Raw genomic sequence first — 22,350 nt, forward strand, 5'->3', positions numbered from 1 at the left:
AACACACCTGCAGGGCGATGTGGCTTCGCCTGACACACCCAGAGCCTGGCAAGACCCAGCCCTTTGTTCTACCGCCCTTGCCCAGAGGAACCACGCTTCTTTATCGCCCCGACATATTCACTCTCACCTGGCGTCACCTTGTGTAAGCGGCACGCCACTTTCCATGGCAACGACACCCCCCAGTCTTCAGGCGAGGCGCTCAACCTGCCATCCCGCTTTCCTCCAATCAGAGACCAGTATTCCCCCCCGCCAACCTCAGTTATTAACCGGGCACGCTCATGACAGGGCATACGGCCATCCGCACTCAGCCCTTCGCCTTTGGCCAGTTTCATATCAGCAACTGGGTGCCCGACCTTCTTTGATACGAACCAGAGCATCCATATAACGATTAGCGCAACGCCTTCTCTGGACAGGCGTAACCCCGAATACGAAATACATTGGAACAAGAGGTAGACGCGCCCCATCAGCCAGTTAACGCAGTGTTGTTTGTGCGACAGGTGAAAACGGAAGCACTCGCTCAACGCACCCACAACAGCATTAGCGGCTGCTTGATCGCGCCACGTCGACTGCGCGGCAAGAGACCAAACAGGGAACTACGCCATAGCGCTTAGAGGAAAAGCAAGCCTGATGGATGTGCAATGTGCGAAAAAGGGCACTCGATTACGCACCTACAACCCTGACGAAGGAATCAGACACAAAAAAACCGCTCCAGCATTTGTGCGCTGCGCGGTTTTTTATTCCTCGAACCTGACTGAAAACTATTTGATCATCAGATACAGCGACCAATAACAGTTTTAAGAGTCGAAATTAAAGACAGGTACTTTTTAATAAATTACAGCACTTCCTGCTATCGACCAATTCCTTTACTGGAGGGCACTAGAAGCGCTTATTGTGCTGTACTTTATTTTTGGTGTTTGCTTGGTGCCGACGGCGAGACTCGAACTCGCACAGCTTTCGCCACTACCCCCTCAAGATAGCGTGTCTACCAATTCCACCACGTCGGCAAAATCAAGAGAACAGAAGTCTATCACTTATTTCAATTTGCTGCTTCGGACGAGGAAGGAACCGAATTGCCAGAGACGCCAGAAGGCACTGAAGAGCTTGGCGCAGCAGGAACGGTTGGAACCGACGAGTTGGGCGCAAAGCCATCCATGATGCCCGCATCAGGACTTGAGTTACTTAGATTTCCAAGGTAGGCCAAACCGATTGTCGCAACAAAGAAAACAACAGCCGCCCATTTGGTCGCACGCGATAAAAAATTCGCCGCACCCGTCGCACCGAAGAGACTTCCAGCCGAACCGCTACCAAAAGCAGAACCCATATCAGCGCCCTTACCTTGCTGCAACAGCACGAGGACAATGATAGAAAACGATGAAATGATCTGCACGACCAGCAGAATCGTAAATTCAGTAGACATGATTCAAACTATACCCAGTTAGAGAATTCCTGACAGCATCCCGAACAATCCGGGACACCCTGCATCAACGACTCGCCGAACCGTGCTCGGCAATCGCCATGAAGTCTTTAGAAACCAGTGATGCGCCACCGACAAGCGCTCCATCAATATCTTGCATACCAAACAACACCTGGGCATTGTCCGGCTTCACGCTACCGCCATACAACAGCGGGATACCTTTCGCTCCAGCAGGCAAAAGGCCACGCACAAACGCGTGCACTTCCTGCGCCTGCTCTGGCGTTGCACTCCTGCCAGTTCCAATCGCCCACACTGGCTCGTAAGCAATAACCAGACGAGCAACTGCATCATCCCCCAGCGCCAAAACTGGCTTGAGCTGTCTTTCGATGACAGCCTGAACCTGACCCGCATCACGCTCTTCCAGAGACTCGCCCACACAGACAACAGGGGTAATTCCTTTCGAGAGCGCCGCTGCGGCCTTATCTGCCACCTCGGCATCAGACTCACCATGGAGAGAGCGACGCTCAGAGTGCCCAACCAGAACCCAGCGGCAACCGAACTCTGCAAGCATCGGCGCTGAAACCTCCCCCGTATAGGCGCCCGATTCACGCGCACTTACGTCCTGCGCCCCCCAAGACACACCCGAGTCTTTCAACAAGTCGGCAGCCTGCGAGAGATACGGAAAAGGCACGCATACTGCGACGTCCGTCGCGCCACCAATCTGCGACATCCTCTGCGCAATTCCGGCGATCAACTCCGAGTTCGACGACAAAGAGCCGTTCATCTTCCAGTTTCCCATCACGACACGCTTTTGACGCGAAACTACGGGCGCTGAGCTGGCAAATTGCACGTTTGAAGCAGAGGTTGTCATATCAAATCAAATCAAGTTGTCATCAGGATCTGATTGACACCGGCCAATCAGAAGCAAACACCGCATTCAATCAGGGAACACGACATGAATAAAAACGGCCAAGGGGCACAAAGATAGTTACGTCATTACGTCATTACGCCACGCGCGACCAACTTTGAGAGCACCGCGCTTACCCTTGCATACTCGCCCCGAAAGTACAGATCCGCGGAGTCTGCAAACCTCGCCATACAGAGGCTTTAAAGCAAACAGATCTGAACATCTGAAGCATCATCTACGACTGAAAGGCGCGAGACTACCGGGCGCTTTTTTACTGCAACCCGGCATTGTAACGCCTGGAAAGCCCGTTTCATCAAACAGTCAGAATGATCTTCCCAATTTGTTCACCCGCTTCCATCATGGCGTGTCCTTTGGAAGCGTCTTCAAGCGGCATGGTGGTATGGATGATGGGCTTGATCTTGCCCGCTGAAAGCAAAGGCCAGACACGTTCCTGCAGATTCCTCGCAATTGCATCCTTGAATGACACAGGGCGTGGACGCAATGTCGAGCCTGTAATCGTCAGCCGTCTACGCATGAGCTCATTAGCGTTAAATCCTGATTTGCTACCGCCCAGTGTTGCGATGATCACGATCCGGCCATCATCAGCCAAAGCTTTGATATCACGACCAATGTAATCACCAGCAACCATATCCAGGATCACATCAACGCCACGCCCGCCGGTGGCAGCCTTGATCTCTTCCACAAAATCTTGTGTCTTGTAGTTGATACCCTGCTTTGCACCGAGTGATTCAACCGCTTTGACCCGCTCATCGCTGCCCACTGTCGCGTAGACGTCATTGCCCATCGCTGTGGCAATCTGGATTGCAGTGGTACCTATACCACTGGCACCACCATGCACCAGCAGAATTTCCCCTTCTGCAAGACCGCCCCGGTCAAACACGTTTGACCAGACGGTGAAATAGGTCTCAGGTAGCCCTGCCGCTTCGATCATCGACAGCCCTGCCGGGATCGCCATGCACTGCTCGATCGGCGCAACACAGTACTCGGCATAACCGCCGCCAGCAACAAGGGCACAGACAGCGTCGCCAATTTTGAAGCCGGAGTCCGCAACATCGCCAGACACGATTTCTCCAGCGACTTCGAGGCCAGGAATATCTGACGCACCTGGAGGCGGTGCATAGTTACCCTGGCGCTGAAACACATCTGGACGGTTAATACCGGCAGCCTGGACCTTGATCAGCACTTCACGCGGACCGGGTTCGGGCATGGGACGCTCTCCTGGCACCAGCACTTCAGGCGCACCCGGTTCACGAATTTCTATCACTCTCATCATTCTTCTCCCCACGTGATTCTCGTAAATCGGCTATTATGCAACCTATCGAAACAAACTTCAGTGTTGACAACACTGGCACAGCCAGTTTCACGTTGCAGACTGATGCTTCTGGTTTCGCTTGGTGAGCGCAAATTGAGTCGTTTTAACGCGCATCAATCGAAGCCCGCTTCGCCGGAAGGCAGTTTCCCATATTAAGGGGACATGGCACTTCATAGTTTCCCAATAGTGGAGAGGTGCCGGGCGCAGGCATACACATTTGCACGCGGTTGTTACTTCTGCACTTGTTTGTTTCTGTCAGGAAGCGTGGCCGAGTGGTTTAAGGCACCGGTCTTGAAAACCGGCGAGGGTTTGCGCCCTCCGTGAGTTCGAATCTCACCGCTTCCGCCACCGCTCCCTGAAAGATGGGACCGAGATTAAGCCAAAGACAAAAAACCCATGAAAATCATGGGTTTTTTGTCTTTGGCTTAAAGTCTTTTGGCAATTTTTTCGGAAAGCGTGTTTCAAAAGGCGCCCATTCCAGCACCAGTCCGTTTCAGATGCCGGCCGCCCTGACCTGCTGATTCAGGCGCTCCATAGACTGGTAATTCAATCGCCTTGCCTCACGCTCTGCATATTCACGCTCACCCGGTTCATACTGCCCTCTATAGATGCAGGATTGTGGGTTGACCTTGCAAGGATTCGTATCCGAGGATCCACCTCGCAGAAAACTCGGCACGATCGAGGAGCAACCAGCAATCAACACCAGTGAACCACACAGTACCACCCTGCTAACTAACGAATGACTCATATCAACTCTCAATAAAAACTCAGGTTCGCTTTATAGCAGGATTTCCAAAAAGACATTCCATACTCACCGGTTCGCGCGCCAGACCCAGGCACTCGTTCCGGGGGATTGCCTTTCAGACAAGCCCCCGTGTCTGTGGTGCGGTATGCTGACGGGCTTCTGGAGTAAACCAGTGTCCCATCCACGCGAACACTAGCCAGATCGAGTCGGCTCTCACACATCCAATGTGCCAGACGCTACCGTAACCCAAAAAACCGGAATCTCAACACGCAACATGAACAGGATTTATCTCATCGGCGTTTTGATCGGCAGCCTTGAAGTCATGCTCGTCACATTCCTGACAAGCATGGCGTACTTTCATGCCAGTTGGTGGGGGCTTGGTTTGCTGGCTTATTTTCTCTATTGCTTTGCAATTGGTGCAACCCTCAAGCCGGTCATGGTACTCGCCGTTACGGGTGCCATCCTGACCCTTGCATATGTTCGGTATGGACTACTGGGAGCAATTGGCCTCTATGCCCTGATTCTTTTTATCGTCGAGTTCATACCCGCACTCCGACAGCACCTGAAGTCCTCAAACAACCCATAAGGAATAGACTGATGCGGGCCATTTGGTGAATCCGTTGCATGAGGACGCCATTCAGGTACAGTCATCGTGAAAGATCCGGTTTTTGGTGTTGGCTGTCACCGTACAACTCGTGCCCGGCATCCAGAGTGACCTGATCGCATCGACCACCAGGTCAGGCTCTATCGACGAGGAGGCTGTTTTGACTCAATCCATTCTGGTTGGCTGCGCTGCAGGATTTTCGGGTGATCGTGTCGATGTGGCCCTGCCTGTCGTCCAGACCTTGATAAGACGTGGAGCGCCTTCGGCTATCATCTTCGAGAACCTGGCTGAGCGCACACTCGCCCAGCAGCAGATCACCAGGCGCAGCAATCCTGACCTGGGTTATGAGCCACTCCTGGAACTCGAGATCCGTCCCATCCTGGGGTTATGTCTGCAGCATGGCGTCACGATTGTCAGCAACTTTGGTGCGGCAAATCCGCACGCCGCGGCACGCAAAATCATAGCCATGGCCGCCGAAATGAGCCTTGAGCGACCACGTATCGCGGTCGTCACCGGTGATGACCTGTCCGGGCAAACCGGGTTGTCATTGCTCGAGGAAAGGCTCGGTTCCGAGTTTGATCGTGAGCGGTTTGTCTGTGCCAATGCTTACCAAGGGTCCCGTGAGATTGCCGACGCCATTCTGGCAGGCGCACAGATCGTAGTGACCGGCCGGGTCGCAGACCCCTGCCTGACCCTTGGTCCGGTCATGGCTCACTACGGATGGCAGGATGATGAATGGGACTTCCTCGCCGGCGCATCCATGGCTGGCCACCTGCTCGAATGTGGCGCACAAGTCACCGGCGGGTATTTTGCGGATCCGGGGTACAAGGACATTCCAGAGATGGATCAGGTCGGATTCCCGATTGCAGAGATATTCGAAGACGGCAGTTGCATCATTTCCAAGGCTGACCAGACAGGCGGTCGAGTCAGCGTACGAACCGTCAAGGAACAATTGCTGTATGAAGTACACGACCCTGGCGCCTACATCACACCTGACGTTGTCGCGGATATCTCGGATGCACAGGTGGCCGAAGTGGGCCCGGACCAGGTCAGACTGACTGGCGTCAAGGGACACCCTCGGACCAGCACACTGAAGGCGAATGTGTTCTTTGACGGTGGCTGGTTTGGTGAAGGGGAAATTTCTTATGCCGGCCCGAATGCACTGGCCAGAGCGAGACTGGCACGAGACATCCTGCAAAAGCGCCTGGGTCATCTCTTCAGAATGCGATTCGATCTGATTGGTCTAACAAGCATCTTCAACGATGACGGCAGCGAAATGCTCGACCAGAGCCTGACCAGACTCGAGGCTTCGAGTCATCCAGATGCTGCCGCAGATGACAAAGCGACTGATATAGAACAACGCTGGCCTGTTGCCTTCGCAGTGCCAATGGATATTCGCCTCAGAGTGTCGGCACAACATATGGACCTGACAGTCATTGAGCGATTGCTAAGAGAGGTCACTGCGCTTTGGACCTGCGGACCGGCCGGTGGTGGAGGCGCCAGAGTGAACAAACGACAGCGTCTCTCGACAAGTTCTTGCCTGATTGATCGCAACAAGCTCCCGGCCAGGTTCGAGATCATCTGACCCGCAGCATCAATCAGTCGATAGAGACAACCAGCGAAAAACAAGCCCACCGAGGATCAAGACACAGAGGAAGGAGTATGGATCAGAACGCACTGAGCACGAGAGCGCTGTATCACTTCGCTCATGCCCGCACGGGAGACAAAGGTAACCGTATCAATATCAGTGTCATTGCGTACAAAAGTGAAGAGTTTGAGCGACTCGTGCGTCAGGTCACGGAGCAGCGCGTGGCAGAACATTTCGCGTATCGACACCCAACCCGGGTCACGCGGCATGTTCTGCCTCGACTACATGCGATGAACTTCGTTATCGACGATGTCCTTGACGGCGGCGTAAATGACTCACTCAATCTCGACATGCACGGTAAATCACTGTCGTACCATTTGCTCACCATGGAGGTTTAGGGGATTTGCAGGACCTGACCCCGCTTACAACGCTATGCTAAGAACAGATGGGGCGATATTTTGAATCATCAGCCCCCTGAAAATAGTGACTGCGCGACGCCCGACTGCTCAAAGCAACGGCGGCAGCGTGCGTAAACTACAACTGATCACTTCGGGTGGATTGATCACCAAGACAAACCAGATTGAGTCATTGAGCAACAGATTGAGCAACGAACTGAAAAACCGACTGACAGATCGCTATGGACGCACGATCGAGTACGTACGCATCAGCGTCACGGACAGATGCGATTTGCGCTGCGCCTACTGTATGCCCAAGGGTTTCAAAGACTACCGGGAGCCCGCAGGCTGGCTGACTTTTGACGAGATCACGCGCCTGACCCGCATCCTCGGACAAAACGGAACTCGTCGAATCCGTCTGACAGGTGGTGAACCTCTGCTTCGCAAGAATCTGCCAGACCTGGTCCACCGAATCCGCCACGAGGCTGGCATTCAGGACATTTCGCTATCGACCAATGCTGTCAGGTTGCCACGCTTCGCAAATGACCTGAAGCAGGCCGGACTCAGCCGGGTCAACATCAGCCTGGACAGTTTGCATGCTCGCAAGATTGAGGAAATCTGCGGCCGAAACGTGCTCGACCAGATCATCGCCGGTATTGACGCTGCCTGCGAAGCTGACTTGCATCCTGTCAAAATCAACATGGTTCTGATGCCTGGTGTCAACGACACGGAGGTGGATGACATGTTTCGCTTCTGTCGAGACCGGGGGCTGATGTTACGCATGATCGAAACGATGCCTATGGGAGACACTGCACGTCAGACTGGCACAGCCTCGCTGCAACCCGTTCTCGAGCGACTCAAACTCGAGCACGATCTGATCCCGGTGATCGGTGAACTAGGTGGCGGACCGGCCAGATACTGGCAAACTCAGGACGCTCGCACGACAATCGGTGTCATCACGCCGATCAGTCAGCATTTCTGTGCGACCTGTAACAGAATTCGGCTCGCCGTGGACGGGACGATCTATTTGTGTCTTGGTCAGGAAGAACGCATCGAGATGCGCGACCTGCTTCGTGCTCACCCTGAAGACGATGAGGTAATAGTCCAGGCACTACAGTCTGGCATCGAACTCAAACCGGAGCGCCACAACTTTCTGGAGACCCCCGAAAAAATCGTGCGTTTCATGTCCCAGACCGGTGGCTGAGCCGGGTTTCCAGACAATCAACTGTTTATAGACGTTTCAAGCCATGAATCAACCCAGATCCACCCGTGCGCCGTTGATGGATTTCGACCTCGCTCGCGAGAGGTTACTTTCTTTTGCACGCGTAATTGCCCAGGCAGAGGAAGTCTCGCTGCTTCAGGCCAATGGCCGTGTGCTTGCCCAAGCGGTCCCTTCGCCAATGGATGTACCCGGCTTTGCTAACAGTGCAATGGACGGTTACGCCATATGCCCAGCCAGCCCGACAACAGTTCCGATGAAACTTCAGGTGACGCAACGGATTGCTGCAGGATCACAAGGAACGGCGCTACAACCCGGTCAGGCGGCCAGGATATTCACCGGCGCCCCCGTTCCAGAAAATACCTATGCAGTCATTGCGCAAGAGAATGTGCAGCTCCTTGAAGATGGATCGGTACAGATCGACAAAGCAGTGCCCGAAGGAGAGTTTGTACGCGCTCAGGGCGAAGACATCGCCATAGGCAGTGACATCCTGACTGCCGGGAGTGTGCTCAAACCTGCGCATCTGGCGCTTGCCGCTTCAGTCGGCATCACGACGCTTACCGTTCGTCGGCGACTCAAAGTCGCTTTGCTTTTGACCGGAGACGAACTGATCGAGCCTGGACAGCCTCTTGGTCCGGGACAGATTTACAACAGCAATCGCTACTGGCTACAGGCATTGCTCACTCAACTTGGCTGTGACGTCATGGACCCCGGTATCGTCCCTGATACCCCACATGACACTAAAGTCGCACTGCACACGGCAAGTGAACAAGCCGACCTTATCATTACATGCGGTGGGGTATCGGTCGGAGAGGAAGATCACGTCCGTGCCGCTGTCGAATCCATGGGTCACATCGATCTATGGCAGATTGCAATGAAGCCAGGCAAGCCACTGGCTTACGGAAAAGTACATGAGACTGATTTTCTGGGGCTTCCCGGAAATCCGGTTAGTGCCTATGTGACATTCGTGTTGATGGCGTTGCCATTCCTTAGGGCAAAACTCGGCATGGCCGCACCTGTACTGGCACCTCAGCCCATGATTGCCGGGTTTGACTGGCCCAAACCCGACCGCCGCCGCGAGTTCATCAGGGTCCGTCGCCGCCGCGTCAGCCAGGGAGCAGTCGTGCTTGAACACTGGCCCAACCAGGGATCTGGCGTCATGAGCAGTGTTGCATGGGCTGATGGCCTGGTCGACATACCGGCTGGCTCAACCATCCGGGCAGGTGACACCGTGTCATACTTGCCCCTGTCCGATCTGATTGAGGGTTAGTCATGTCAGTAACGATACTTTACTTCGGCGAACTTCGAGAGCAGATCAGCCTCGCAAACGAAACCATGGATATCGCAACCGATCACCTGACGGTCGATGGACTGCTTTCAAAACTGATCGAGAAAGGCGATCCGTGGTCGTCCGCACTCGCATCAGATGAGCCCCTCAGGATTGCAATCAACCAGGAGATGGCCAGGCGAGACGCAGAGATTCCCGCCAATGCTGAGGTAGCACTCTTTCGCCCAGTGACCGGAGGGTGAGCAAGCTGATGACCAAGACACGCGAGGCATTTGAGGCACGGGTACAGCAAGTGCCGTTTCAGGTTGGCCAGGAGTATGAAGACTTCCTTTTAGGCGACACATCAGACGGCGCAGTGGCCACGTTTGTCGGGCGAGTTCGGGATTACAACTCAGGCGCTGCTGTCAAGGCGCTGGAACTCGAGCACTACCCTGGCATGACCGAGAAGGTCATGTTGCAAGTTCTTGAGCAGGCAAAACAGAGGTGGCCGATCACGGCCGCGAGGGTTGTACACCGGGTTGGCAAGCTCAACCCAGGAGAGAACATCGTCATGGTGCTCACTGCCAGCGCCCATCGACATGCGGCGCTCGATGCCTGTGCTTTCATCATGGATCATCTCAAAACTCAAGCAACCTTCTGGAAGAAAGAACAGACACCAGATGGTTCTCGCTGGGTCAAAAGCCGTGAGTCTGACAATAGTGCTCTCAAGCGTTGGCAACAGCCCGATCAGTGCTGCGACCACTCCGAGGAAAGGACTCGATCATGAAGGGGCATCTGACACACTTCGATGCCAGCGGTCAGGCCCATATGGTCGACGTGGGCAACAAGCCAAGTACTGCGAGAATGGCTGTTGCATCCGGCATTATCAGTTTGTCACAGGTTTCTTTCGAGAAAGTTGTTCAGGGTGACAGCAAAAAGGGGGATGTCCTGGGAATTGCCCGTATCGCAGGGATCATGGCAGCCAAGCAAACCGGACAACTGATCCCACTTTGTCATCCGATTGGACTGACTCGAGTGGCAGTCGAGTTCGAGCTCGATGATGCGAAACGCCAGATCCGATGCACCGCAACGACTCAAACCGTTGGACAGACCGGTGTTGAAATGGAGGCCATGACCGCAGTCAGCGTGGCTTTGCTCACGATTTATGACATGCTCAAAGCCGTTGACCGTGCCATGGTCATCGGGTCGGTCCAGCTCGAGGAAAAACGAGGCGGAAAATCGGGTGAGTGGCGACGTAACAGTCCGTAAACTCACCTGTCGCGAACATCCTAAGCTACCATGGCCTGCAGGGCGTCCTCGTCATGAATGACGATGCGCGCACCTTGCACTGTGATCAGACCATCCGTCACCAGTTGTTTGAGTGATCGGGAAAACGTTTCTGGTTGCAAACCCAGTCTGGAAGCGATGGCCCGCTTGTGATAAAGAAACCGGGCCTGATTGCCCACTTTAGGCTGCCTGAGCACGTACTCAGCCACGCGCTGAACAGCGTTGCGCAAGGCGCCAGATTCTTGATCCATGAACTGTGTTTCGACCCGCTGGCTGACGTTGGCCAGCAAACGCAGCCCGAAAGCAGGTGAACGCTCGACAGCTGTCGCGAGATCAGACAGGCTCAACGCCAGGAGTTTGCATGGAAACAATGCCTGAGCCGTGGCAATCCAGCGATGGTCAGGTAGCAGTACAGACTCACCAAACGCGTCACCTGGTTTCAAAAACTCCAGGATCTTCTCCTGTCCATGGCCGGCCGGGACCGCCAGCTTGATATGGCCGTTGAGCAGAATATAGAGAAACTGGACTGGTTGGCCTTTCTCGAAGAGAGTCTCGCCACGCTTGAGACTTAGCCGCCTGGCAACGCTGGCCAGCCAGGCTAGATGAACCCGACCGACCCCATCAAAGACAGGCAAAGATGGGAGAAGATCCGTGTGCTCAAGCTGCATGTCCATGTCAGATGACCTTTGAATAACGAACCATGGGCGTACCGGCACGCAAGTACTTGTCAAATCGCATGGCCACGACCCTCGCAAGAAACCTGCCTTTGGGTGTGACCTGAATCAGCTCGTCGGAAACAGTCACCAACCCGTCGCGTTCCAGATCGGCCAGAGACTCAATTTCAGTGGCGAAGTACGCGCCGGCATCAATCTCCCATCTGTGACTCATCGCCTGAAGATCAAGCTCTGACTGACACAGCAAGGAATGAATCGCATCGCGACGAACTTCGTCGTCACGGTTCATGACCAGACCCCGAATCAGTGGAAGCTCTCCACGATCAAGCGATTGTGCATACTCTTCGACTGTGCGAGCATTCTGGGCATAGACATGCCCCACCCGGCTGATGGCCGAAACACCTAGCGCGATCAGGTCACAGTCAGCGCGTGTGGAATAACCCTGAAAGTTACGCTGCAAAGTCCCTTGGTCCAGCGCCTGTGCCAGCTCATCATCCGGCAGAGCAAAGTGATCCATACCGATGTACACGTAGCCAGCATCCAGTAGCGTGGTGACTGCCAGCTTGAGCATCGCCAGTTTCTCTTTCGGACCGGGCATTTTCTGAGTATCAATGCGGCGCTGCGGCATGAATCGCTCAGGCAGATGCGCGTAGCTGTAGAGTGCGATCCGGTCTGGACGCCAGTTGACGACTGTTTCCAGCGTACGTGCCATCGTGACCGTATCCTGATAGGGCAGTCCATAGATCAGATCCATGTTGATGGATCTGAAACCAAGCTCGCGCGCCTGCTCCAGCACTCCGTGCGTCACCTCAGTGGGCTGGATACGATTGATCGCCTTCTGGACCCGCTCATCGACGTCTTGAACACCGATGCTCATCCTGTTGAAACCATACTCTCGCAACAGGGCCAAAGCGCCTTCCTGCAATCTGCGTGGATCAATTTCGATCGAGCACTCAGCATCTGAAGCAAAGTCAAACGCGTCGTGCAACATGTCCAGCAACCGACACATCTGGTCGTTGGTCAGGAAGGTCGGTGTGCCTCCACCAAAGTGCAACTGGCTAACAACTGGCTTGTCCGCAAACAAACGTCTGATCATCGCTATTTCGCGCTCAAGATCATCGAGATAGTCATCAGCGCGACTCTTATGGCGCGTCGCAATCTTGTTACAGGCGCAGTAATAGCAGACGGTGTCGCAGAACGGAATGTGAACATACAGCGACAACGGACTCGCACTGGCACCGGCGTTTCGCGCCTTGATCGCAGCAACGTAGGCATCGGTCACAGGATGCGGTGCAAATCGGTCTGCGGTCGGATAGGACGTATACCGGGGTCCATGCCCGTCGTGACGGCTAACCAGTTCGGAGTCAAACTCCAGAGGGGTGATATGTGTCGTGTGCATGCTAACAAGATATACCCAACGGAATCGTCGTAGCGCAGCTCATCACCCCTTACATTTGATCCAGAACAAGAAGCTGGCGCAAATCCTGGAAACCTCAGGTATCTCAGCAGGGTTTCTGCAACACGGAAAACTCGTCGGCCCAGACGCGCCTACAACAACGGGTTGTGGTAGGTCTGGTGAGGCCGGGAATCTTCTGAAAGGTAGTCCGTCACAGTCAGAGCCACCCCTTCTTCAAGCATCACTTCGGGGGCATACCCGATCTTGCGCATCTTGCTGATGTCGGGACATCGGCGCGAGGTTTCACCTGCCGGGGCATCAGAGCCGTGCGTCTTGATGGCGACCCCCATCGCACGACCGATACGATTCGCCAGCTGTTCAATGGTGACTTCCTCATCGTTGCCGATGTGATAGATCTCTCTGTGCCCGCCATGCTCATACATCGTCAGTATCCCCTGAACCGCATCACTCACGTAGCAGAATGCACGGGTTTCCTGTCCGGTGCCCTGTATTGGAAGATCAATCACAGTACCCTGCCCTACCTGTTGCATCAGTTCCTTTATCCTGAGCGTCAACTGCGGAATCACATGTTTGGTACCCATCCGGGGGCCGTAGACATTGTGCGGCCTGAAAACCTGCAGCTTTCTGAAGTGATCGCGCCCGTAATTCATGGCAATCAGCTCGGAAATGATTTTGGAGCCACCGTAGGAGTACCGAGGATTCAGGCTATCGGGCAGCATCAGCGGGACCGTTTCGGGTGTCGGAATCACAGTTGGTGTCTGATACGCTTCCGCTGAAGAAGCCACGACAAGGTCTGGCACATCTGCCCGTCGACAAGCATTGACAACAGCGAGAGCCCCGCGAATGCCGACATCCAGCACGAGTTCAGGCTGTTGGTAAAAGTTCTCTGTCCCATTGACCGCAGCGAGGTGCATCACGACATCAGCACCTCTTACTGCCTCGGTCACGGCGTCTTCATCCCGGACATCGATTTCACGCATATCCAGTTCTGCACGTATGTCATGCAGTCTGTTCGCGTCACCCCTGAGTTGATTATCGATTACAACGACCGCATCTCCGGCTGTCACCAACGCACGAACCAGGTGAGCACCAATGAATCCGCTACCGCCTGTCACCACCACTTTACGCATCATCAAGCCCTTCCACTCAAATTGCCAACCGCGAAGTACGAATGCCCCAGTTCGGCGTCAGACAGGTCACTGAAATGATTCCAGTAGTCATAGATGAAGGCATCTGGGTGCATAAGCCGCTGTAGCGCGATCGGTGACTGCATTCCAAGTGCGGGATGATTGTTGGCAATGACAGTTACATGTGCCTGGCTGATGGCCTCGCTGATGGAGGCTGCAACCAGCACGTCCTTGACCTGCGAACGTAATGTTTCCAAGGCGACAACCGGATCATAGACAACGATCTCGGCGTCCGGCAGCGCCAGCTTCAACAACTGCAGGACCCTTAACGACATGGAACCGCGCAAATCATCCGTCGCCGGACGCCCCTTGAAAGCCATACCCAGCAACGCAACCCTAACCCTGCCCTGGATAGCCCGGCTCTGCAACTGTTTCACGATGAAGGTTACGGTCTCCAGTGGTTGGCGCTCATTGACCAGGCGACTGGCTGCTGTAATTTCGAGGTCAATTCCGCGGGCCTGAGCACTTTGCCGAAAGATGTGAGGGTCCTTCTCGAGACACGGTCCTCCAACCAGACCAGGCAGCGCGACATTGGTTCGTTCGTAGCCAAGTTTGCCCGACGCAATCACCTCGTGAGCATTGACATCCCAGGCCTCACACACGCGTGCCACTTCGTTGGCAAACGCGAACTGCAAGTCCCGATAGGTGTTGTCAACGAGTTTGATGATTTCAGCCGACTCAAGCGTAGTGACCTGGACAATTGACTTGGTCAGCCGGCGAAACACTCTTTCGGCACGCTCTCGCACGGACTGATCATCCGCGCCCACGATCTGAGGCAACTGGCGCAACTCCAGAAGAGCCTTGCCTTCGAGCGTTCGTTCCGGGCAGACCGCGATCTCGAAGCGCTTGCCAGATTCGTTGAGAATCCGCGAGACAACGTTACGAGCCGTTCCGACATGTACAGTGGAGCGCAAAATTACCAGTGCGTCATCCTGCATGTTCCTGGCGACTTCTCTGGACGCTGCCTCAATCATGTCGAGCCGGACCTTTCCGTTTGCGTCCAGCGGTGTACCTACGGTAATGATGTAAACACTCGCCTGCGTCTGTTGTGGAAAGGCGACCACGGCCTCAAGCCGTCCGGCATCCCTGACTCGAGCCAGTGCATCAGCCAGTCCGATCTCCGAGAAATGCGGCATGGCCTGATTGGTCATGTTCACAACATCTGCGCGCTTTTCAACACCCAGCACTCTGAATCCGACTTCAGCCAGTACTGTCGCAAGCGTGAGTCCGACATAACCTAGCCCCACCACGGCGATATCAAACGGACAGTCTGTCCCTGTCTGCTGCCCGGACGGCTGAGCAGGTGGTGTCTGGCTCATGCAAACTCCTTGTCGCTCGCCCCATATCGGGCGAGATAGTCCTCGTACATACCGCGCAATCCAGATTCAAAACTCAGTTCAGGCGACCATCCAAGCGAGCGCAGTCGCGTTGAGTCAAGCAGCTTTCGCATTGTTCCGTCCGGTTTACTCAAATCAAACTCGAACTTTCCGGCGTATCCAACAACCTTGGCAATGGCCTGGGCAAGAGTTGCGATGGGCAGATCAGTGCCCGCACCCGCATTCAGATACCGACGCCTGGGGGTGGTACATGTATCGTACTCGCTGCGATCAGCCTGCATGACTTTCACACAAGCCAGGGCCAGATCATCTACATGCAAGAACTCGCGCGCAGGCTTTCCACTGCCCCAGATTGTCAGCACGGGCTGCTGCTGGACTTTCGCGATATGGCAGCGACGCAACAACGCCGCCACAACATGCGAGTTATCCGGGTGATAATTGTCTCCCGGACCATAGACGTTTGACGGCACTACACATCTGAAATCCGTCGCGTGCACAATGCCATACTGACGCTCATAGGATTCGCACAGCTTGAGGCCTGCGATCTTGGCGATCGCGTAGGGTTCCGTGTTGGGATCGAGCGGCCCCGTCAAAAGAGCCTCCTCGGCAATCGGCTGTTCTGCCTGTGTCGGATAGACGCAACTTGAAGCCATGAAAAGCAGTCTTGCCGTACCCGTCTGGCGCGCCGCCTCAATCACGTTGGCCTCGATCAGCAGATTGTCATACAGAAAATCTGCCGGATAGTTGCGATTAGCAAGAATGCCTCCAACCTTGGCTGCAGCAAGATAGACCTGATCTGGCCGGTGTTCTTCAAAGAACGCCATGACCTGAGCCTGGTTCCGCAAATCTAGTTCTGTACTGGACCGGGTCAGCAAGACCACATCCGGCCGCCCTTCAAGCTGGCGTACGATGGCAGACCCGACCATCCCTCTGTGACCGGCTACAAACACTTTGATTACGTTACTCATTGCTTCCATTTGTCAACGTCATTTACCGCGGAACCGACAGGGTCTGCGGCGACAGTCCCTCTGATGCTCTTGCGTGCACCATTCTGTAACCAAGTTCCAGCCAGCGCGCATACTGTTTTGTGTCATAAAGCGAACTGTCTTGCCTGGCCTTGCCCAGCATCGACTTCAGACGCTCGAAGCCTTGACGACTGCCAGGTTCGCCTTCGTTCGCCAGTTCGACAGCTTTGTTGATGAATTCGGGAATCGTTCTTGTCACCAGTTCATCCATGCCGAGCGTCATCAGCAAACTCTCTCCGACTCGTGAGGCTAGCGACTGGCCGCTTCTCGTCAACACTGGCAAGCCAGCCCACATGGCATCACTCGCAGTCGTATGGGCCGTATAAGGAAAGGTATCAAGAAACAAGTCTGCCAGACGGTAACGCGCCAGGTGATGCTCGTACTTCTCTGTTCTGCCTGCGAACACCAGTCTCTCAGGCGATACACCCGTCTTTGTCGCTTCGCGACGGAGATTTTGACGCGCTGTTTCGTCCTCAGTGTAGAGCCACAAGACACTGCCCTTCACCTGCTGCAAGATCTGCATCCAGCTCGTGAACACCTCGGGATTGAGCTTATAGAGCTTGTTGAAGCAACAAAAGACAACAGCATCCTCGGGCAACCCAAACTCGCCTCGAGTCAGCTTGTCGGTTGAGAGGGTTCGACTGTCATCGTTCGGTTGAAAACACTCTGGCATGTAGAGCAGTTGCTCGGTGTAGAACGCCTGACTGTCTTGCGGGATGATATGACGGTCCGCCACCGTGTAATCAAAGTGTGCTGCCCCTGATGTACCCGGAAACCCGAGATAACTCAGCTGGACTGGTGCAACGCGTGTCCCGAAAATGGCCGGGCGACATCCTTCCGTATACCCATTCAGGTCGACCGCAATGTCCAGTTGATGCTCTCGCGTCATCTCGACAACCTTCTCATCAGCCATTCCACTGATATCTATGAACTGATCGAAGGCCTGGTGCATGCGTTTACGCATCGCGCTGCCATCATCCTTGTTAAGCGCATAGCCATAAATCTCGAACTGTTCCCGATCATGTTGCTCGAGCACCCCAACAATCAAAGTGGCCACTGGATGCTCACGATAATCTGTCGAGAAGTAACCGATTCGAAGCTTTGTCGACTGACGCGGTCTGTGCACAAACGGCGCCATTGCAAGATCCGGCACAAAAAATCTGGTGTATGCAAGCGCCAGCTTGCGCGCAAGTACGGGGTCATCCGATCCATTCAGAAAGATGATCGGACCGCAGGCCAGGCCACCTCGACGAGTTTGCTCTTCTATGCGAGACCAGACCTGCCGATACTGACTCCAGTCACAAAGCATCGACTGGCAGTAAGCCAGATTTCCATAAATAAATGCTTGTGCAGGATTGAGCTTCAGGACCTTCTGGAACACCTGCACCGCTTGCGCATAACGATTCAACCGCATCAGCAAGCTGCCTAGGTTGACGTGTGCCTCCAGGAAATCAGCCGCACATTCGATCGCTTTGCTGAACGCACTCTCAGCCTCATCGGGCTGGTCTGTTTGCTGCCTGAGCAGACCAAGGTTGTTCCACGCATGCGCAAATCCGGGGCGAATCACCAGCGCATCGTCCAGCAGCTTTCCTGCCCTCTCGTACTCGAACAGAGAAATCAGCACACTAGCCAGATTACTCATTGCCTCGACCGCATATGGATCCCACTTCAGAACCTGTTCGTAATCTTCTACGGCACGCACGAAGTCTCCCTCGTGCCGATACACATTGGCTCGGTGAAAGTAGGAATCAGGACGAGACGGATCAAGGTTGATGGCCTCGGTGTGGGTATCAATTGCCTTGTCTGCCTGACCGTCAGCGATCAGAATCAATCCAAGATTATTCCGGAATACGGGATTGCCAGGCTCAAGCGCGATCGCCTTGCCTACGGATCGAGCGGCCATTGTGAACTGACGCTCCTGAAACAGTGAAAGTCCATACAGGTGGTGAGCATGAGCATGGGAAGGCACTTTCTGAATGACTCGCTTGAGGATCTGCGCAGCTTTCCCGGGCTTACCAGATTGCAATAGATGGGCGGCCTGATCGATGGATTGTTCTGGATTCACGTACTCACCTGTCTTGATCTCTTGAGCGACGCCAAGAAAACAGATTCTGGGAACCCACACTCTGACTTGACGACAACCTGTGAGAGTATGCCCGATTCCAATACAGCTTGCGCACCGTGTTGACGTTGACGAATTGCCCACGACGCGAGCTCGCCGATTGTCGTAGAATGTGAGCCTGTGCCCGGGTGGTGAAATTGGTAGACACAGAAGACTTAAAATCTTCCGACCCTAAAACGGTCGTACCGGTTCGATTCCGGTCCCGGGCACCATGGCTTTCAAACACTTGATTTTATTGAGGTTTTTTAGTTAAATTTCAGTTTGATTGGCGTGAGTGATCCACTCAAAGCGAAGCCGGCTCAGCCGGTGATTTGATATAGGATTACCGCTGGATCCAAAATATTCGGTACACTCTTACCTATGGAATCAGGAAAAAAGTCTATTTCAACTCATAAGAAGCCAAGCCTTGCCTCGGTTCGTCGTGCCGTTGCTAGCTCTACTGCTGTTGAAACCGGACAGAACGTTCAAGCGCTCGAGCAAAAATTGAAAGATCCTACCAAGCGTCGTTTTATAAACATCAAGTTGGCTATGTAGTTGCCGTCGAACTCTAACGCATAGCTAACCTCACACATTTTTTCATCGGTTCATAGTTCATTGCTATGCCCTGGTGAATCGCACTAATGTAGCCATCTTTGTTGGCCTCCCAATAGCTGTAATCCAAGGGTTCAAGGCCAGCTTGCACAGCCATTACATCTGCCAATAAACGAGAGAGGCGACCGTTACCCTCCCGGATAGGGTGGATCAGTATCAGCTCCACGTGGGTCACAGCAATCGCTTCGACTAAATGTTCGCTGGACGAGCTAACGCATGGGGTCCAACGCTCAAGGCAATCTCTCTGAAATTGCGCCAACAATGTTGGAATTTGTCCTGCCGCAGCGAATGCAAAGCCCCCTTTGTACATGTTGACCGATCGCTCTTGTCCAGCCCAGTCATAAACGTTACCTAACCAACGTAGGTGCCAGGATTTGATATCTTCGATTGATAGAACACGATTTGGAAAATCTGTAAGAAGTATGCTTTCGTAGAGTTGGGCCAGTAATTCGAATTCCAGCTCATTCATCTCATCAAGAGAAACAATGCCGACCCTGTTGCGTAAAACCAAACCATGTGAACCAGGTTGAAACTCACCCTCATCACCATGAACTGTGTAGCGACTCATCCAAAATGCTCCGGCCGAGTTCTTAGGCATAAAAACGATTTGCATCATACGCGAACTCTGTTCGCTGATAGAAGCGGTAGCTGCACAAAGCCCTGACAGTGAAGTGGCACTGGCCACTGCATTAACTTGGGGATTGGATCAGACGGAGAAAAAGTCAGCTGCTTTTCCTGATTCGTACCCGCTCCATAAACATGGGGCTGGTCAACTTTCAGTCTGACTGATTAAATTCTGTGGATGAAGATTCCACGGCATCAAGGCCTCATAATCGTCGACATTCTGAGCCAGCGCCAGTCTGCGCAGGACGTAGCACAACCACAGGTAGGGTTCGTGTCCACAACCTTTGGCCGTCTCGACCAGGGAATAGATCAGAGCACTGGCGTGCGCACCAGCCTGGGTATCACTGAACAACCAGCCGGTGCCAAAGCCAGTGCGTTGCTTTATTCGCTCGTTGAGTCAGCCAAAGCCAACGGCAAAGAGCCTTATGCATGGTTGTGCTACATGCTCGAGCGATTGCCCCTGGCTCAGAACGCCGATGACTACGAAGCGTTGGCCGTGGAATATTCATGACGAGGATCTCGCCATGAATCTGGTCGCACGGGAATCATCGGCATAACAGACAGTGCGTTGACAAACAGTCAGCAACGAGTCCGGACGTAGTTTGACTTCTTCGAACGGGCTGTGCATTTGCTGCGCCCGTGTAAGCGCCTGAAGATCCGTAACTCCACGTCGCGCACAAACCCTGGTGCGGATCGTTTCTTCTTTGATGAGTTGCAGGTGGGTTCGCCATCCGGTCGGATCGTGCTGTGTCATGTGTCTGATGCTGAAAAATGTCAGCCACATGATCCCACCAGGCACGATCAACCCGCAATCATGGGGTCAATGGACTGGATACCATCAAACATCAACAGATCCTCATGAAACCGTCGGACATCCTGAACGCTAAGCGCAGCCTAATCCGGGCAACAGTCATGCGCTATCGCACAACTAACCCAAGAGTCTTTGGGTCGATGATGCACGGAACCGACAAGGAGGGAAGTGACATCGACTTGTTGGTTGATGCTTTGCCGGGCGCCACACTGTTTGATCTCGGTGGCCCACAGGACGAGTTAGAGACAGTGTTAAGTGCTCGAGTTGATCTTTTAACGCCAGCCGATTTGCCTGCCAAGTTCAGAGCGAAAGTACTCTCAAAAGCCCAACTGATATGAACCAAAACCGGCTGGGAGATTACCTCGAGCACATACAGCATGCGGCGTCTCAGACGTTTGTATCTTTATCGGGGGTCTGAGCAAAGACGACTTTATTGAGGACAAGCGAACGCAGCAGGCTGTGATCATGAGTCTGATCATCGTCGGAGAAGCCTCAACTAAAATTATGGATGGATTTCCTGAATTTGTTGCGCAGCACAATCAGGTGCCTTGGCGCAGCATGCGTGGAATGCGCAATCGCATTGCTCATGGATACTTCGATATCAATCTCGATGTGGTCTGGGATACGGTTCAAATGGCATTACCTGATTTGATCGAAGATATACGTCGGTTACGACAGGAACCCTGTTAGCGCCTGCCTCTTACCAACGAAGGTTTTGCCACGCTTGCGACACCTCCTTGAGTAAGAAACAGGTCCCAATAAAGAATCCTGAAAATTGGTATACAAAACCAATCTAACCTGCTTTTCCCGATTGTCCCTGTTGCGCCCTGCTGACACCGTTGGCAAACGTAGCGACGCGCCACCGATTTGCGATACGATGTATCTCAATCACGCTCAGTTGGAGACCTTTATGGCAACCACCACAATGGTGCATGTGCGTGTAGACGAAAAGATCAAGGCTCAGACCACGGAAACGCTATCCTCGATGGGTTTGACCGTGTCTAATGCTATCCGCGTCTTCCTGACCAGGGTTGTCGCCGACAAAGAGCTACCATTCGCGGTCAAGGCCCCAAATGCTCGTAGCCGTGCGGCAATGGCCGAAGCAGGGGAAATCATCAAGACCCGTCGTGCCCGCTTCAATAACCCTGAATCCCTGATTGATGACCTCGAGAAAGCCAGCCGCAAGTAAGCGAACCAGTCTTCCACACGCGTCGGATTACACCAAAGCGTTTTCTGAAGGACTGGAAACGGTTATCACACTCTGGTCGGTACGACATGAACCGACTGAAAGAGGTCATGGGATTATTGACAGCCAACAATGGCCGTCTACCGCCTGAGTGGCTGGATCACGCCCTGACGGGGGATTGGGCTGGCTATCGGGAGTGTGCCACGTAGGTGGCGACTTTCTGCTGATATACAGCCTTGATGACACAAGCAAACACGGCCTAGTAGTATTTGTACGGAGCGGCACCCATTCCGAACGATTCTCGTAGCCATAAGTCGGGGCAGCGAATTCATCCCATCGCCTCTGACGATACTTCGGTGCCACAAGACAACCCCTCTTTCCCGACCACGCCTTTCAGACCCGTCTGCCACCACACTGTTGTTTTTATGGGGAAAGGCAAAATTTTCCTCAAACACCCTAAAACCCTTTTTCATGCGGCTTTTGATTCTGGCCCCGGGCACCATCCTGAAGAATTCGATGCATTACCTCCTTGGCTTACGTTAGGCTCGACAGGATGATGGAAGTACATGTTTCAGGAACAGAGAAATCGATCCACCGGCGATTTCCAACCGGGTTGC

General features: G+C 53.8%; 23 protein-coding genes, 3 tRNA genes and 2 pseudogenes. 15 read left to right on the top strand and 13 right to left on the bottom strand.

Annotation, left to right across the window (positions count from 1 at the left end; genetic code table 11):
• Positions 1-919: 919 nt before the first annotated feature.
• The 4 genes from DBV39_RS10580 to DBV39_RS10595 form a co-directional block, all read right to left on the bottom strand.
• Positions 920-1,004, bottom strand: a tRNA-Leu gene (locus tag DBV39_RS10580).
• A 32-nt stretch (positions 1,005-1,036) separates the two neighbouring features.
• Complete coding sequence (secG, locus tag DBV39_RS10585) at positions 1,037-1,417, bottom strand: preprotein translocase subunit SecG (RefSeq protein ID WP_108621503.1); 381 nt, start codon at positions 1,415-1,417, stop codon at positions 1,037-1,039.
• 64 nt (positions 1,418-1,481) lie between these two features.
• A complete protein-coding gene (gene tpiA, locus DBV39_RS10590) occupies positions 1,482-2,198 on the bottom strand; it encodes a triose-phosphate isomerase (protein ID WP_322348709.1) in 717 nt (238 codons plus the stop codon).
• A gap of 436 nt (positions 2,199-2,634) precedes the next feature.
• Positions 2,635-3,612, bottom strand: a complete 978-nt coding sequence (locus DBV39_RS10595) for an NAD(P)H-quinone oxidoreductase (RefSeq protein ID WP_108623220.1) — start codon at positions 3,610-3,612, stop codon at positions 2,635-2,637.
• A 300-nt stretch (positions 3,613-3,912) separates the two neighbouring features.
• Between DBV39_RS10595 and DBV39_RS10600 the strand changes: the two genes are divergently transcribed.
• A tRNA-Ser gene (locus DBV39_RS10600) sits at positions 3,913-4,002 on the top strand.
• Positions 4,003-4,147: 145 nt separating this feature from the next.
• On the opposite strand, the gene DBV39_RS10605 is transcribed toward DBV39_RS10600, so the two are convergent.
• A complete protein-coding gene (locus DBV39_RS10605) occupies positions 4,148-4,402 on the bottom strand; it encodes a hypothetical protein (protein WP_159078903.1) in 255 nt (84 codons plus the stop codon).
• 271 nt (positions 4,403-4,673) lie between these two features.
• Here DBV39_RS10605 and DBV39_RS10610 point away from each other — a divergent pair, with 271 nt between their 5' ends.
• From DBV39_RS10610 to moaC, 8 genes are all read left to right on the top strand, one after another.
• Positions 4,674-4,985, top strand: coding sequence for a hypothetical protein (locus DBV39_RS10610; protein WP_108621506.1), 312 nt, complete (start codon positions 4,674-4,676; stop codon positions 4,983-4,985).
• 178 nt (positions 4,986-5,163) lie between these two features.
• Positions 5,164-6,588 (top strand): acyclic terpene utilization AtuA family protein, encoded by a 1,425-nt coding sequence (locus DBV39_RS10615; RefSeq protein WP_108623221.1) that lies wholly within the window; start codon positions 5,164-5,166, stop codon positions 6,586-6,588.
• Positions 6,589-6,665: 77 nt separating this feature from the next.
• Positions 6,666-6,989 (top strand): AtuA-related protein, encoded by a 324-nt coding sequence (locus tag DBV39_RS10620; protein ID WP_108621507.1) that lies wholly within the window; start codon positions 6,666-6,668, stop codon positions 6,987-6,989.
• A 202-nt stretch (positions 6,990-7,191) separates the two neighbouring features.
• Positions 7,192-8,190 carry a GTP 3',8-cyclase MoaA gene (gene moaA, locus DBV39_RS10625; RefSeq protein ID WP_227870586.1) on the top strand — a complete coding sequence of 333 codons (999 nt, stop codon included), beginning with the start codon at positions 7,192-7,194 and terminating at the stop codon, positions 8,188-8,190.
• Between the two features lie 43 nt (positions 8,191-8,233).
• Positions 8,234-9,475: a molybdopterin molybdotransferase MoeA gene (locus tag DBV39_RS10630; RefSeq protein ID WP_108621508.1), complete on the top strand. Its 1,242-nt coding sequence runs from the start codon at positions 8,234-8,236 to the stop codon at positions 9,473-9,475.
• Between the two features lie 2 nt (positions 9,476-9,477).
• On the top strand, positions 9,478-9,735 hold the full coding sequence (locus DBV39_RS10635; protein ID WP_108621509.1) for a MoaD/ThiS family protein: 258 nt from the start codon (positions 9,478-9,480) through the stop codon (positions 9,733-9,735).
• Between the two features lie 8 nt (positions 9,736-9,743).
• On the top strand, positions 9,744-10,259 hold the full coding sequence (gene moaE, locus DBV39_RS10640) for a molybdopterin synthase catalytic subunit MoaE (protein WP_108623223.1): 516 nt from the start codon (positions 9,744-9,746) through the stop codon (positions 10,257-10,259).
• Complete coding sequence (gene moaC, locus DBV39_RS10645) at positions 10,256-10,741, top strand: cyclic pyranopterin monophosphate synthase MoaC (RefSeq protein ID WP_108621510.1); 486 nt, start codon at positions 10,256-10,258, stop codon at positions 10,739-10,741. Before moaE ends, moaC begins: the two co-directional genes overlap by 4 nt.
• Before the next feature lie 20 nt (positions 10,742-10,761).
• Here the strand turns inward: moaC and DBV39_RS10650 are convergent, their stop codons facing one another.
• The 6 genes from DBV39_RS10650 to DBV39_RS10675 all read right to left on the bottom strand — a co-directional run bounded on the left by DBV39_RS10650 (position 10,762) and on the right by DBV39_RS10675 (position 18,464).
• A complete protein-coding gene (locus DBV39_RS10650; protein WP_108621511.1) occupies positions 10,762-11,433 on the bottom strand; it encodes a Crp/Fnr family transcriptional regulator in 672 nt (223 codons plus the stop codon).
• Between the two features lies 1 nt (position 11,434).
• Entirely contained in the window at positions 11,435-12,832 is a 1,398-nt protein-coding gene (gene hemN / locus DBV39_RS10655; protein WP_108621512.1) for an oxygen-independent coproporphyrinogen III oxidase, read from the bottom strand.
• Between the two features lie 149 nt (positions 12,833-12,981).
• Positions 12,982-13,983 carry an NAD-dependent epimerase/dehydratase family protein gene (locus tag DBV39_RS10660; RefSeq protein WP_227870587.1) on the bottom strand — a complete coding sequence of 334 codons (1,002 nt, stop codon included), beginning with the start codon at positions 13,981-13,983 and terminating at the stop codon, positions 12,982-12,984.
• Positions 13,983-15,356 (bottom strand): nucleotide sugar dehydrogenase, encoded by a 1,374-nt coding sequence (locus DBV39_RS10665; RefSeq protein WP_108621513.1) that lies wholly within the window; start codon positions 15,354-15,356, stop codon positions 13,983-13,985. Before DBV39_RS10665 ends, DBV39_RS10660 begins: the two co-directional genes overlap by 1 nt.
• A complete protein-coding gene (locus DBV39_RS10670) occupies positions 15,353-16,342 on the bottom strand; it encodes a GDP-L-fucose synthase family protein (protein WP_108623225.1) in 990 nt (329 codons plus the stop codon). The genes DBV39_RS10665 and DBV39_RS10670 overlap by 4 nt, the downstream gene beginning before the upstream one ends.
• 22 nt (positions 16,343-16,364) lie before the next feature.
• The gene (locus DBV39_RS10675; protein ID WP_159078904.1) at positions 16,365-18,464 is read right to left on the bottom strand and encodes a tetratricopeptide repeat protein; all 2,100 of its coding nucleotides are present in this window, start codon (positions 18,462-18,464) and stop codon (positions 16,365-16,367) included.
• A 179-nt stretch (positions 18,465-18,643) separates the two neighbouring features.
• Between DBV39_RS10675 and DBV39_RS10680 the strand changes: the two genes are divergently transcribed.
• Positions 18,644-18,733, top strand: a tRNA-Leu gene (locus DBV39_RS10680).
• A gap of 335 nt (positions 18,734-19,068) precedes the next feature.
• On the opposite strand, the gene DBV39_RS10685 is transcribed toward DBV39_RS10680, so the two are convergent.
• Both DBV39_RS10685 and DBV39_RS19510 read right to left on the bottom strand, forming a co-directional pair.
• Positions 19,069-19,728 carry a Fic/DOC family protein gene (locus DBV39_RS10685; protein ID WP_227870588.1) on the bottom strand — a complete coding sequence of 220 codons (660 nt, stop codon included), beginning with the start codon at positions 19,726-19,728 and terminating at the stop codon, positions 19,069-19,071.
• Positions 19,729-19,881: 153 nt separating this feature from the next.
• Positions 19,882-20,091, bottom strand: a pseudogene (locus DBV39_RS19510) (transposase domain-containing protein); the annotation flags it as partial.
• Between the two features lie 3 nt (positions 20,092-20,094).
• On the opposite strand from DBV39_RS19510, the pseudogene DBV39_RS19955 reads away from it, so the two are divergent.
• The 5 genes and pseudogenes from DBV39_RS19955 to DBV39_RS19960 all read left to right on the top strand — a co-directional run.
• Positions 20,095-20,247: pseudogene (locus DBV39_RS19955) on the top strand (transposase domain-containing protein); the annotation flags it as partial.
• A gap of 347 nt (positions 20,248-20,594) precedes the next feature.
• Positions 20,595-20,885: a nucleotidyltransferase family protein gene (locus tag DBV39_RS10700; RefSeq protein WP_108621517.1), complete on the top strand. Its 291-nt coding sequence runs from the start codon at positions 20,595-20,597 to the stop codon at positions 20,883-20,885.
• Between the two features lie 94 nt (positions 20,886-20,979).
• Positions 20,980-21,237, top strand: a complete 258-nt coding sequence (locus tag DBV39_RS10705) for a HepT-like ribonuclease domain-containing protein (protein WP_456093831.1) — start codon at positions 20,980-20,982, stop codon at positions 21,235-21,237.
• A gap of 220 nt (positions 21,238-21,457) precedes the next feature.
• A complete protein-coding gene (locus DBV39_RS10710) occupies positions 21,458-21,736 on the top strand; it encodes a type II toxin-antitoxin system RelB/DinJ family antitoxin (RefSeq protein WP_108621518.1) in 279 nt (92 codons plus the stop codon).
• Positions 21,737-21,822: 86 nt separating this feature from the next.
• Positions 21,823-21,942 (top strand): type II toxin-antitoxin system YafQ family toxin, encoded by a 120-nt coding sequence (locus tag DBV39_RS19960; protein ID WP_265415994.1) that lies wholly within the window; start codon positions 21,823-21,825, stop codon positions 21,940-21,942.
• Positions 21,943-22,350 lie beyond the last annotated feature (408 nt).

It is taken from the genome of Orrella marina (assembly GCF_003058465.1).
In the GTDB taxonomy this organism is placed as follows: Bacteria; Pseudomonadota; Gammaproteobacteria; order Burkholderiales; family Burkholderiaceae_B; genus Algicoccus; species Algicoccus marinus.